At 54.5% G+C, this 12,678-nt stretch carries 14 protein-coding genes; 6 read left to right on the top strand and 8 right to left on the bottom strand.

The window, feature by feature from the left end:
• Positions 1-137 precede the first annotated feature (137 nt).
• Positions 138-1,283 (top strand): autotransporter domain-containing protein, encoded by a 1,146-nt coding sequence (locus RTU33_RS00855; RefSeq protein ID WP_312624662.1) that lies wholly within the window; start codon positions 138-140, stop codon positions 1,281-1,283.
• A 146-nt stretch (positions 1,284-1,429) separates the two neighbouring features.
• On the opposite strand, the gene mnmH is transcribed toward RTU33_RS00855, so the two are convergent.
• The 5 genes from mnmH to yedE form a co-directional block, all read right to left on the bottom strand.
• Positions 1,430-2,500 (bottom strand): tRNA 2-selenouridine(34) synthase MnmH, encoded by a 1,071-nt coding sequence (mnmH, locus tag RTU33_RS00850; RefSeq protein WP_312624660.1) that lies wholly within the window; start codon positions 2,498-2,500, stop codon positions 1,430-1,432.
• Between the two features lie 89 nt (positions 2,501-2,589).
• Positions 2,590-3,657 (bottom strand): 5-(carboxyamino)imidazole ribonucleotide synthase, encoded by a 1,068-nt coding sequence (gene purK / locus RTU33_RS00845; RefSeq protein WP_312624658.1) that lies wholly within the window; start codon positions 3,655-3,657, stop codon positions 2,590-2,592.
• Entirely contained in the window at positions 3,654-4,163 is a 510-nt protein-coding gene (purE, locus tag RTU33_RS00840) for a 5-(carboxyamino)imidazole ribonucleotide mutase (protein WP_312624656.1), read from the bottom strand. The genes purK and purE overlap by 4 nt, the downstream gene beginning before the upstream one ends.
• Positions 4,164-4,327: 164 nt before the next feature.
• Positions 4,328-4,561, bottom strand: a complete 234-nt coding sequence (gene yedF / locus RTU33_RS00835) for a sulfurtransferase-like selenium metabolism protein YedF (protein WP_312624655.1) — start codon at positions 4,559-4,561, stop codon at positions 4,328-4,330.
• Positions 4,558-5,766, bottom strand: a complete 1,209-nt coding sequence (gene yedE, locus RTU33_RS00830; protein WP_312624654.1) for a selenium metabolism membrane protein YedE/FdhT — start codon at positions 5,764-5,766, stop codon at positions 4,558-4,560. The genes yedF and yedE overlap by 4 nt, the downstream gene beginning before the upstream one ends.
• Before the next feature lie 266 nt (positions 5,767-6,032).
• Between yedE and RTU33_RS00825 the strand changes: the two genes are divergently transcribed.
• Positions 6,033-6,293, top strand: a complete 261-nt coding sequence (locus tag RTU33_RS00825; RefSeq protein WP_312624653.1) for a DUF2534 family protein — start codon at positions 6,033-6,035, stop codon at positions 6,291-6,293.
• A gap of 11 nt (positions 6,294-6,304) precedes the next feature.
• Here RTU33_RS00825 and RTU33_RS00820 read toward each other — a convergent pair whose 3' ends face one another.
• Positions 6,305-6,955 (bottom strand): TetR family transcriptional regulator, encoded by a 651-nt coding sequence (locus tag RTU33_RS00820; protein WP_312624650.1) that lies wholly within the window; start codon positions 6,953-6,955, stop codon positions 6,305-6,307.
• Positions 6,956-7,048: 93 nt separating this feature from the next.
• Here RTU33_RS00820 and RTU33_RS00815 point away from each other — a divergent pair, with 93 nt between their 5' ends.
• Positions 7,049-7,708: an O-methyltransferase gene (locus RTU33_RS00815; protein WP_312624648.1), complete on the top strand. Its 660-nt coding sequence runs from the start codon at positions 7,049-7,051 to the stop codon at positions 7,706-7,708.
• Between the two features lies 1 nt (position 7,709).
• Here the strand turns inward: RTU33_RS00815 and lpxH are convergent, their stop codons facing one another.
• Positions 7,710-8,432, bottom strand: a complete 723-nt coding sequence (lpxH, locus tag RTU33_RS00810) for a UDP-2,3-diacylglucosamine diphosphatase (protein WP_312624646.1) — start codon at positions 8,430-8,432, stop codon at positions 7,710-7,712.
• A gap of 3 nt (positions 8,433-8,435) precedes the next feature.
• Positions 8,436-8,930, bottom strand: a complete 495-nt coding sequence (gene ppiB, locus RTU33_RS00805) for a peptidylprolyl isomerase B (protein ID WP_312624645.1) — start codon at positions 8,928-8,930, stop codon at positions 8,436-8,438.
• A gap of 172 nt (positions 8,931-9,102) precedes the next feature.
• On the opposite strand from ppiB, the gene cysS reads away from it, so the two are divergent.
• The 3 genes from cysS to RTU33_RS00790 all read left to right on the top strand — a co-directional run.
• Positions 9,103-10,488 (top strand): cysteine--tRNA ligase, encoded by a 1,386-nt coding sequence (gene cysS, locus RTU33_RS00800; RefSeq protein ID WP_312624644.1) that lies wholly within the window; start codon positions 9,103-9,105, stop codon positions 10,486-10,488.
• 529 nt (positions 10,489-11,017) lie between these two features.
• On the top strand, positions 11,018-11,506 hold the full coding sequence (locus tag RTU33_RS00795) for a hypothetical protein (protein WP_312624643.1): 489 nt from the start codon (positions 11,018-11,020) through the stop codon (positions 11,504-11,506).
• Positions 11,507-11,654: 148 nt separating this feature from the next.
• Positions 11,655-12,678, top strand: a 1,024-nt coding sequence (locus tag RTU33_RS00790) for a hypothetical protein (protein WP_312624642.1), incomplete at its 3' end; no start/stop codon positions are given.

The following is a 12,678-nucleotide window of genomic DNA, read 5'->3' as shown; positions in this document are numbered from 1 at the left end:
CGAAAGGATAAATTAATTCTGTTAACCGCACTTTTTATTAAAAAACCATGCATACGAAAAGGACAATAAAAGTTAATATCCGATAAGTAAATGCGAGTCTTTTTATTTACCGGACCAAAAATTATCAGGGATATAACATGAAAATAACAAAAAATGCGCTGGCTCTCGCCGTCGGTGCCGCAGTGGCGTTAACGTCTATGGCCGCTCAGGCGGAAATCACGCTGCTCAAACAGGACCCGCAGGCGGGCAATCCACTGAGCCGTCTGAATTTCACCGTTGGGGGCAGTATTCGTCCTCAGTTTAATATGATGACCGGCGACGGTGATAAAGGTTCATATAAGCGTAATGGCTTCGATGGTGGCACCCGTTTCCGCTTTGCTGCCGATTATTATCTGTTCGATGATATTAGCTGGATCAGCTATTACGAACTTGGCGTGAATATTCCGGCGTTGTTTGACTGGGATAGCCATTATGCAGATGGGGCTAATAATACCCAGCGTCGTATGCTGTATACCGGCCTGAAAAGTAATACCTGGGGTACGTTAACCTTCGGTCAGCAAAACAGCGTGTATTACGATGTGGTCGGTGTGAAAACCGATATCTGGGATTACGACATGATTGGCCAGGCACCGGGCAACGGCATTGACGGTGACTACGATGGCTCCTATCGTTCCCGCAAAATGCTGAAATACAAGAAAACCGTGGGTGACGTTGACCTGTACGCTTCTTACCTGTTCAACGACAGTGAATATCTGCCGGGCAACGGTCTGCGCTACAAGCGTAAAGGCGGCGGTTCTCTGGGCGTGGATTACCACATCACTGACGATCTGACCTGGGGTTCCGCGTGGAACTACACCCGCGCCGATATGCGTAACCCGGACAACAACGACAGTAAAACCTACGATCAGAATATCCTCGGCACGGCGCTGAGCTATACCCCGGATAACTGGACGTTCTCCTTCGGCGGCGGCTGGTATCAGAACTACCTGACCACCAAAAAAGTCTCCGTTAATGACTACTTTGCGGGCGATGCGTGGGGTATTGAGTACTTCGCGGGCTACCAATTCCCAATTGGTCAGTACGGACTCAAATCCGTGCAGCCATACTTCATGGGTGACCGTCTGGAATATGTTAACGGACGGAACTACCAGCGCATCGACAACGGTGTGGGTATCAGCTTCAAGCTCGACTATGGCTTCCAGGTGGACTACGAACACGTCTTCACTTCAAGCACCGACGATCTTGGCGACATGAATCTGGTGCGTCTGCGCTACGATTTCTGATTTGGAACAATGCCCGGTGGCGGCTTTGTCTGATCGGGCCTACAGCTGATTTGTAGGCCCGCGCAAACGAAGTGCCGCCGGGCTTCAGAAGTCCCCAGATCAGGTAAGCGCAGCGCCACCTGACAATCAGGCAACCGGGCAATCAATCAGGCTCTGAGCCACCCGGCCACTTCCTCATAATTCCCCTTAAATACAATCTTCTCCGCCTTCTTCTCAAGCTGATAGCGATACATCGGATCGTAATATTCGGCCAGCAGAGGTTTGAGCCAGCTAAAGTGTGCTTCTGTGGAACCATCACGCTGTTGTTCAACTAAAGCGGAATCCAGTTTTTCCTTCAGCTGAGCAAAGCGCTGGAGACCCAGGCGACGGCGAATGGCGAACAGGCCGTGGTGCAGATAGTCGCTGTACTCCTGCCAGCCTTTCTCTTCGCCACTGGCCTGCAGAAAATCGCGATGCATGCGGGTGAAATACTCCTCGCGCAGGCGTTCAAGGCGAATCTCAAACGGGTCGTCCACCACCGCAATCGAAGCCTTCGCCATGCTGTTTCGCAGGCATTCCGGCAAGTGGTTGGCACCGATCATATGACCTTCATCCTCCAGCACCCAGCGCGGCGCATCGCGTTGCAGCATCTCGACGGCCAGCGCATTTTCAAAGCTGGCCTGTGAAAGCTGCGGCACCAGCGTACGGCCAAACGACGAACCGCGGTGATGGGCAAGGCCTTCCAGATCGATACCCGCCGCATGTGCCCGTATAAGGTCGGTTTTACCGTTCCCCGTACAGCCGCCAACCAGCACCATCGGGCGCTGAACGATTTCCGCTGTTGCGGCGATGGCCGCCTGGCGCAGCGACTTATAGCCGCCGACGATCAGCGGCACGTCGATACCTGCTTCGCGCAGCCACGCTTGCGTAATATGCGAGCGCTGACCGCCGCGGGCGCAGCAGAGATAAGCTTCAGGATGTTGGTGAAACGCCTCCACCCAGCGCCCGATGCGCTGTTGGCGCTTCTCCCCCTTCACCAGAGAGTGACCGAGCTTGAGTGCAGCCTCGGCACCGTGACGCTTATAGCAGGTGCCGACTGCGGCGCGCTCTTCGTCGTTCATCAGCGGCAGGTTGATGGCTGCTGGCAGCGCACCCTGCTGAAATTCGACGGGGGCACGCACGTCGATGATGGGCGTTCCGGTACGCAAAATGGCGCGGAAATCCGTCCCATTAGTCATGGCAAAATCCTTAATGAAAAAGCATAGGGGGATTTTACGCGCGGAAGAGGAGGCCGGGGAAGGCGAAGATCAATCCCCGGCCAGAAAGGTTAAGCAAGTTTTGACTGCGCCCAGGTGATGCCGCTGGCGTATTCAGGCGGCAGCAGAGGAACAAGCGCTTCAAGCGTTGCACTCAGGCGGCCAGTGTCGCTGTCGTTGAGGTTCAGATGGCCGACCTTACGGCCTTCGCGCACCTCTTTGTCGTACCAGTGCAGGTGCACCAGCGGCAGCTTCAGCCAGTCATAGTTCAGGTCGGTACCAATCAGGTTGACCATCACAGAAGGGCTGTTCACCACCGGCGGCGGCAACGGCAGGCCGATTATGCCGCGCAGGTGCAGCTCGAACTGGCTGATTGATGCGCCATTTTGCGTCCAGTGCCCGCTGTTGTGCACGCGTGGGGCAAGCTCGTTAATCAGCAGGCCTGCCGGAGTGATGAAGCACTCCATCGCCATCACGCCAACATAGTTCAGCTCGTTCATGATTGCCGCCAGCATGGTTTCCGCCTGCGACTGCTGCTGAACATTCGCCTGAGGGAACGCTACGCTGACGCGCAGAATGCCGTTCTGGTGCAGGTTATGCGTCAAGGGATAAAACACCGTGCTGCCGTCGTGCGCACGAGCGCCAACCAGCGAAACTTCACCGCTGAAGTTGATGCCCTGTTCGACGATGCATTCGCCGTAGCACTCATCCGGCAGCTGATCCGTATCCCCGGCGCGCAGACGCCATTGCCCGCGGCCATCGTAACCGCCGGTGCGGCACTTAACGATAGCCAGTTCGCCCAGGCGATCGAACACGCCAGGCCATTCGGCTTTTTCTGCCAGCAATTGCCACGGGGCGGTCGCCAGCCCGAGTTTGTCAAACAGCTGCTTTTGCGTCAGGCGGTCGGCGATGACGGGAAAAACGTCGCGGTTCACAAACGCTTTATGCAGCGCCAGTTCACGGGTTAATGCGGTTTCCGGCCAGCGTTCGATTTCTGCGGTGATGACGCTTTGCTGAAAGGGAACCGCCTCCGGATCGGCTTCTAAGCCAACCGGCCACACGCTGATGCCCAGAGGTTCACCGGCCTGGCGCAGCATGCGGCCCAGCTGACCGTTGCCAAGAACGCAGACCTGCTTCATGCCGCACCCCTTGGGTCCGGGTTATCCAGCACTTCGTCGGTCTGCGCTTTGCGCCAGTTCGCCAGGCGCTGATGCAGTTCAGCGTCGTGGGTCGCCAGAATCTGCGCGGCCAGCAGAGCGGCGTTGGCTGCGCCTGCTTTACCGATTGCCAGCGTACCAACGGGAATGCCGCGCGGCATCTGAACGATGGAGTAGAGGCTGTCGACGCCGCTCAGGGCGGCGCTTTGCACAGGAACGCCCAGAACGGGCACCAGCGTTTTTGCGGCGATCATGCCCGGCAGATGCGCGGCACCGCCAGCACCGGCGATAATGACCTGGTAACCTTTCTCTTCTGCCGTTTCGGCAAAGCTAAAGAGTTTGTCCGGCGTGCGGTGTGCAGAAACCACTTCCACGTGGTGCGGTACGTTCAGGGTATCGAGGATTTCAGCGGCAAACTGCATGGTCGCCCAGTCGCTTTTGGACCCCATTACGATGGCGATACGCGCCGGATTGTTGCGGGAAGACATGCGTCTTAAAACTCCTGTGGGTGTGGATCACACGGCATTGAAGGCCACAGAGAATAGCACGGAAAACCGGCAAGGAAAACGGTTGCGCGGATAAAGTCGGGGGGAGATATATGCCAGAGAAAAGCGGTAATTTGCCCCCGACTTTTACTCGCGGGGGCAAAAGACTACTTCTGAATCAGATAGCGAATGGTCGGGCCATCCTGTTGAATATCCAGGACGGTATAGCCGTGATTGGCGGCGTCGAGAGGAATGTTATTGATGGATTGCGGACAGTCGCTGACCACCTCCAGGATCTCACCCTTCTTCAATGACGGCATCGCTTCCAGCGTGGCCACGGCAGGATACGGACAAGGTTCACCGACCATATCCAGACGGTAATCAGGAACGAGCGTTTTCATACGGCCTCCTGCTCATTGCGGGGGAGTGAAGTGCGACGGCGGAAGAAGCGTTTTTCCCAGACGATCACCAGCAGCAGCGCCAGTGCCAGCAGGCAGTAGGTTACCAGCAGTCCGCCGTAAGGACCGAAGGTGTCCAGCAGATTGACTTTATCCCAGTGGGTGGCAAGTGGGGAGAGATCGTCCCAGTAATAGGCCAGCAGGGTGGAGCCAATCACGTTGCCCAGGCCCACCCACCAGTAGTGAACCTGCCCTTCAACCGCCCGGTACATCCATCCCGTTTCGCAGCCGCCCGCGAGAACAATACCAAAGCCGAACAGCAGTCCGCCCAGCACGGCATTCGGGCCCGCCCACATGATTTTCGGCTCCATGCCCAGCTGCACATAGCTAAAGATGCCAATGGCGCTGGCGGCCATGCCAAAAATAATCGCTTTCGCCATCGTGGTTCGTCCCGTGATCCACATATCACGGAACGCGGACGTAAAGCAGATCTGCGCACGTTCGATAAGCACCCCAAAGCCGATGCCGAACAGCATGGCGATGCCGAGTTTAGGATGACTGGATGCGGTCAGCAGCGCCCAGCCGATCATGCCGAAAAAGAAAATCACGCCAAGTCGAAAACGACGGCGGGCCTGATTCGGTTTTTGGGTTAACGGCGAAGCGGCAGAGACTTTTTGCATCTTCACCGGGATACGAAATATCGGCAGCAGGGTGAAACGGGCGCCAAACCAGGAGCCTATGGCTGTGGCGATGGCAAAGAACCAGGCGTGGAGGGAAAACTGCGGAATGCCGGTAAAAAAGGCCGCCAGGTTACAGCCCATGGCCATGCGTGCGCCAAAACCGGCAATACTGCCGCCGACGATGGCCTGAAAAATTCGAATGCGGCTGCGGGGAAAACGTAGCTTCACGTTATTGGCCCACAGCGCAGCGGCAAAGCATCCGCCGAACATGCCGAGGATCATCATGCCGTCGATACGCTCCAGCGGCGTACCCTCAAGATGGATGAGCTTATAGTAGCTCCATGTTTCTGCGTGAACGCCTGCGAGCTGCAGCAGCTGTCCGCCCCAACGGGTGAACTCACCCGTCACGGCCCAGAAGGTGCCCGTGAGACCAAAGTAGTAGGTGGAAAGAATGCCTGCGGCGATAACGGTGGGAACCGGTGACCAGAATTTGACCAGCCAGGTTTGTTTAAAGTGTTGCCATGTCATAGTAAATGCCTCTGAACTCAGAAGGGTCATTTCCCGCTAGCGGGTAAAAAGAGACGAGAGGATACGTGACTTGCGGGAAGAAAAACCTCGAAGAGATCAACACAATTCGCCATGGCGATGCGCTGCAATAATCAGGCGAAGACAGAGCTGATGTTTGTACTGCTGTAAATTTGCCGCACCGTGAGGGGAAATGCGGTAAAATTGTTGCCTGACTGTGAAAACTGCTGCGATATGCGCGCAGCACAGCATGAACATGAGGAGAACCTATGCTGCAAATACTTCGCACCCCGGACGGGAAAAAGTTTCTCACGGCCGTCGCCATCGTTTTTATCGTTGCCGTGACGGTGATATCGAAGGTGACGTTCCAGGGCGTTGAGGATCAGTACAATCTGCCGATGGATCAGTGGAGCGTATCGATGTACTTCATGCAGGGCGCATGGGCGGCCATCTACAGCATTATGTTCACCATTATCGGTTCACTGCCGTTTGGTTTCTATTTCCTTGGGCCGAAAGACGATCGCGGCTGATCTTGCGGGCGTCAGGGAAGGGGCTCCTGCCGCTTAAGTGACTGAAGATAGCTACACAGCATGTCTGCCAGCGCTGACGCCCGCTGCTCAATCTCTTCTTCCGTACGCGGGCGCTGAGAAAACGCGTGCCCGACGGCGCTGAGCGTTACCATCAGCAATTCTGCCGCCTGCACCCGATCTGCCTCCGGCGTGAGCGGTAAAAAGGCGGTCACAAAATCCTGAAAAAAGCTTTCGTTACCCGCTTTCGCCTCCTGGGCTTCGGGCGCATCGCGATAGAGCGGTGCCGCGTCGTTCAGGGCCACTCGCATTCCCGCCTCTTCGCACTCAGAGCGCACAAAGATATGCACCAGCCGACTTAGCCTCTCCAGAGGCGGCAGTCGCTCATCCTGAAGCGTCTTCTTAAGCAGCGCTGAATTTTGCTGCCATTCATCCTGCTGAAGGCGAAATAAAATTGCCGCCTTATTCGGAAAATATTGGTACAGCGAACCAATGCTGATCCCGGCCCGTTCGGCGACTCGCGCGGTAGTAAAGCGGGCGGCGCCTTCCTGCGCTAAAACCTGAGTGGCCGCCTGCAAAATGGCAGTTACGACGCTGGCAGAGCGTATCTGTTTTGGCTCTTTTCTTGTGGAAATACGCGGAGTTAGCCTGTCATTCTGCGGCATCACTGGACCTCTCTGGAATGCGAATAGCCTAAAAGTTTACCTCCCCTCATTATAGTAATGCGATTAATTATTCACATTTATGAGGACAAAGAGATGAATAATACCTTAACGACCGCGCCGCTGGCTCCGCTGCTGACACGCCTTTTTGCGCAGGCGGATGAAGCCAACCTGGCGGAGAACGTGGAGTGGTCTGACGAAGAAGTCACACGCCTGATGCACAGTAAAACGGAATATGCGGCCTTTTACGGCCAGCTGAAAACGCTGTGGCTGCCGGTATCACGGGAAACGGGGAAGCTGCTGTATATGCTGGCCCGAAGCTGTCAGGCGCGCCAGATTGTTGAGTTTGGCACTTCGTTTGGGATCTCAACCCTGCATCTGGCGGCGGCGCTGCGCGACAACGGCGGCGGGCAGCTGATCAGCAGCGAGTTCGAACCTTCTAAAGTGCTGCGCGCTCGCGAGCATATTGCCGAAGCAGGGCTGAGTGATTTGGTGGACATTCGTGAAGGGGATGCGCTACAGACGCTGTCTCGCGATCTGCCTGCACAAATCGATCTGCTGCTGCTGGACGGTGCGAAAGCGCTCTACCCGGAGATTCTGGCCCGTGTGGAATCCCGCTTACGTCCGGGCGCTTTACTGATCGCAGACGATGCCGATCATAGTCCGGAGTACGTTGCGTGGGTCCGCAATCCGGCCAATGGCTATCTGTCGATGCCTTTTAATGACGATGTGGAAATCTCGGTGCGTCTGGGGTAATTCAGAACGGGAAGGCGATGAGTTCGACGTTATCTTCGGTCACTTTGACCATCGATCCTTCCGTGTGCCATGCCCCAAGCACCACGCGAAACGCGGGCTGACCGTTGGCATTCAGTTCGTGTACCGCCGGGCGATGGGTGTGCCCGTGGATGAGCCATTGCACCTGATGTTTTTCCATCACCTCAACAACCGCCTGCGGGTTAACGTCCATGATGGTCATGGCCTTATGGCTGTTGGCGGCTTTGCTGCCGTCGCGCATTTTGGCAGCGATGCGGCGGCGAATAAACAAGGGCAGGGCGAGGAACAGCTTCTGCAGCCAGGACTGGTGTACTTTGGCGCGGAACGCCTGGTAACCAGCGTCGTCAGTACATAGCGTATCGCCGTGGAGAATTAAAACCGGACGACCGTAAAGGCTGAGACGTTGTTCTTCCGGCAGCAGAATCATGCCGCTTTCGCGGGCGAACTGCCTGCCGAGCAGGAAATCACGGTTGCCGTGAATGAAGTAGCAGGGTACGCCAGAATCCACCAGCGTTTTGATTTCACGAGCTATTTCACGATGAAGCGGTTCGGGATCGTCATCGCCAATCCAGGCTTCGAACAGATCGCCAAGAATGTACAGCGCATCGGCGCTGCGTGCTTCACCGCGTAAAAAACGCAGAAAACCGGCGGTAATCGCCGGTTCTTCTGTATGCAGGTGCAAATCTGCAATAAAAAGCGTCGCCACGAATTACTCGCTGACGGTCACGCTTGTGATGATAACGTCTTCTTTAGGCACGTCCTGGTGCATGCCGCTGCGGCCTGTTGCCACGGCTTTGATCTTATCAACCACGTCCATGCCTTCAACCACTTCTGCAAACACACAGTAGCCCCAGCCCTGCATGCTTTCGCCGGAGAAGTTCAGGAAGTCGTTGTCAGCCACGTTGATGAAGAACTGTGCGGTGGCAGAGTGTGGCGCCTGAGTACGGGCCATTGCCAGCGTACCACGGGTGTTTTTCAGGCCGTTGTTGGCTTCGTTTTTGATCTGATCTTTGGTGGCTTTCTGATTCATGCCTGGCTCGAAGCCGCCGCCCTGGATCATAAAACCGTTGATTACACGGTGGAAAATGGTGTTGTTGTAAAAACCTTCGCGGCAGTAGTCCAGGAAGTTTTTAACTGTTTCAGGCGCTTTATCATCAAAAGTTTTGATAACGATATCGCCGTGATTAGTGTGGAAAGTAACCATTTTTGCATCCTGTTCCGATATAGTGGTGCGAATACCCGCTGACGGGTCACGTATAGGCGGTTGTTATAGCATAACCGCCGGGTTCGATCACCTTGCAATGCGTGCTGCTTCCGGATTGAATTACGGGTAGAATACGCCGTTTACGATCACACACGTCCACATGGAATCTTCAATGTTAAAAATCTTTAATACACTGACGCGCCAAAAAGAGGAATTCAAACCTATTCATGCCGGAAAAGTGGGCATGTACGTGTGTGGTATCACCGTTTACGATCTCTGTCATATCGGCCACGGCCGGACTTTTGTTGCCTTCGACGTGGTTTCACGCTATCTGCGGTTCCTCGGCTACGATCTGAAGTACGTGCGCAACATTACCGATATTGACGACAAAATCATCAAACGCGCTAATGAAAACGGCGAAGATTTTGTGGCGCTGGTCGACCGCATGATCGTCGAAATGCACAAAGATTTTGATGCGCTGAATATCCTGCGCCCGGACAGCGAGCCGCGCGCGACGCACCACATTCATGAGATCGTTGAGATCACCGAAAAGCTGATCGCCCGCGGTCACGCCTACGTCGCGGAAAATGGCGACGTGATGTTCTCCGTGCCAAGCGATCCCAACTACGGCCTGTTGTCGCGCCAGGATCTGGAGAATCTCCAGGCGGGCGCGCGCGTTGACGTGGTCGACGTAAAACGCAACCCGATGGACTTCGTGCTGTGGAAAATGTCGAAAGCGGACGAGCCGAGCTGGCCTTCTCCGTGGGGCGAAGGGCGTCCGGGCTGGCATATCGAATGTTCGGCGATGAACTGCAAACAGCTGGGGTCACATTTCGACATTCACGGCGGCGGTTCAGACCTGATGTTCCCGCACCACGAAAACGAAATTGCGCAGTCCACCTGTGCGCACGATGGCGAATACGTGAATACCTGGATGCACTCCGGAATGGTGATGGTCGATCGCGAGAAGATGTCTAAATCGCTCGGCAACTTCTTCACCGTGCGTGACGTGCTGAAGTATTACGACGCGGAAACCGTGCGTTACTTCCTGATGTCCGGCCATTACCGCAGCCAGCTGAACTACAGCGAAGAGAACCTGAAGCAGGCGCGCTCGGCGCTGGAGCGTCTGTATACCGCGCTTCGCGGGACGGATCCTTCCGTTGAAGCCGCAGGGGGTGAAGCGTTCGAAGCCCGTTTCCGCGAGGCAATGGATGACGACTTCAACACGCCGGAAGCTTACTCCGTGCTGTTTGATATGGCGCGTGAAGTGAACCGTCTGAAAGGCGAAGAGATGGCTGCGGCTAACGCCATGGCCTCCCATCTGCGTAAGCTCTCTGCCGTACTGGGCCTGCTGGCACAGGATCCGGAGCTCTTCCTGCAGGGCGGTGCGCAGGCTGACGATGGCGAAGTGGCGGAAATCGAAGCGTTGATTAAGCAGCGTCTGGAAGCGCGCCAGTCGAAGGACTGGGCCGCTGCGGATGCCGCGCGTGACCGTCTGAACGAGATGGGCATCGTGTTGGAAGATGGTGCCCAGGGCACTACCTGGCGCCGTAAGTAAGTCTGTCATGCCTGGTGGCACTTATGCTAACCGGGCTGGAAGAGAAAGCAGGCCGGGTGAGGCGTAGCCGCCACCCGGCCTTTTTTATCTCCGTCTCCGCCACAATAATCCTGGTAACTACATCCACTGCGGAGAATCTCTCATCCGATATTTCTCTGTGCTTTGCGCCGGTGCGGCACGATATCGCTGTTATCCGTTTCAGGCGATCGTGAGCGGGGGATTATTAAGGTCCGGGATTTTTCTTATTTTCCACAGGGCTTCACTTCATGTATTCATGGAGCTTATTGGATGCTTGCCCCTTTATTATCGATGTAATTGTAATGCACTGATTTATCATAATTATGTTGTTGCCGTGAGGCTTTAATCATTCATGGGATCTATTCTTTGTGCTGGGCTTTGAATCTGAAGGTATTGTTAAAATTAAGCATTTTATGAAATGATAATTAAGTCTGTTTTATCGTTGATATCTCTCACCTTAAATGCTGCCAGTCATCATGCGCCATCATGATGCCACAAGGATTGTATTATTATGTATTTAGTCAATAGCGTCAGTATTAGCAAATGGTCAATGCGGGCCATTTTATTATTGTTTGTTGCAGGAATGATTAGCGGTTGCCAAAAAAATATACAACCAAATTCTGATTCTGAATCGCTAGTCACTGTCACTCCCGTTATTCCCCCCGTTCCGAGGACATACCCTTCGTCGACAAATATAACAGAAGATCAGAGTGACAATACGAGCAGGGCTAATGCTGCGAAGGGCGGCGTAGTCTCCAACTGTGAACGCGAACTGCTTGCCCTCTCTAAAGTGAACAAGAACGTCTACGTGCAGAAGAAAGCGGCTTTTGATGAACTGTTAAGAAATGCTGCTGTTTATACTGAAGTACGTGAAGATATTGGCGCTGAGACGCGGGGAACGATGGATGCGCTTTATAAATATAAAACGCAGAAGCTCTGTAATGATATAGCACAATCCGTTCGTGAATCGCTGATCGCCAAGGGAGAGAACTTCAGATGATATTTAACAGGAAGCGCATTTTTTTTTTACACTGTCGATAGTCACCGCCAGTATTCTGGCGGCTAGTGTTAATGCCAGTGATAATAATGCGACAGTCGATTCACTGAATGTGATTACTGCCCAATCCAGTGATATCCCGGAATTATTAATGGAGAGAACGATCTCTCTTCCACCTGCCGTTACTGAAAAGAAAACCAAAAAGCCCGTCAAAAAAGCGAACGTTGAGGAGTCCACCCCGGCTCAGGTGAACGCCCATTCACAAGACTATGTTGCGTTGCAGAAAAAACTTGTTGAGTCGCAAAAAAAGATCGAGCAGCTGGAAACCCAGCGGCAAAGCGTACAGCAGCAGCTTGATGAAAAAAGTCAGCAGCTTGCGGCACTCATTAAGGCGCAATCGAGTGGGAAAGCTTCAGACGATGCACAGAAGGTACAGCTGGGTGACCTGCAAACGCAAAATGCGGCGCTGAAAAAGCAGATTACAGCACTAACTGCCGCCCAAATCAGCAACTCGCTGGAGCTTGCCGCAGTCAAAACGCGCGACAGCGAGGCTGTTTCACAACTGAAAAAGCAGTTGGTGGAGAGCCAAAACAGGGCCACTGCGCAGGACAAGCAGATTGCTGAGCTGACGGCGAAACAATCCGCGAATGAGAAAGCGCTGGCGCTGGCTAACAGTGGCGAAAGTAAAGCGCTGACCGCCTTAAAACAGTCGTTAAGCCAAAGTCAACGTGAAGCCGAAGCGCTGAAGAAGTCACTTTCAGCGGCAAATGCGAAACAGCGTGAGAATGAAAAAACGTTGGCGATGAGCCAGGAAACAGCCTCGGGGTTGATGCAGCAGGTCAGTGACTTAACGGCGGCTCAGGAAGCAAATGCCAGGAGCCTCGCGGAAGAAAAAACCGGTAGCAACAAGGTGGTTGCCGATCTGAAGCAGTCCCTGGATCTCAGCCAGAAAGAAGCCGCCGCACTGAAAAAATCGCTGTCTGACCGCCAGAACAGCGTGGATGCCCTGACGAAGAAGGTCGCGGATCTGAACGCGACCCAGGAAGTAAACGCTAAAGCGCTGGCCGCGGCGAAAGCCGGAGACAGCAAAGCGGTTGCCGACCTGAAGCAGTCTCTGGACCTCAGCCAGAAAGAAGCCGCCGCACTGAAAAAATCGCTGTCTGACCGCCAGAACA

This window comes from Scandinavium sp. (assembly GCF_032012665.1).
GTDB lineage: Bacteria > Pseudomonadota > Gammaproteobacteria > Enterobacterales > Enterobacteriaceae > Scandinavium.
Note: the sequence above shows the minus strand (reverse complement) of the source record. Positions and strands in the feature narration are given on the sequence as shown.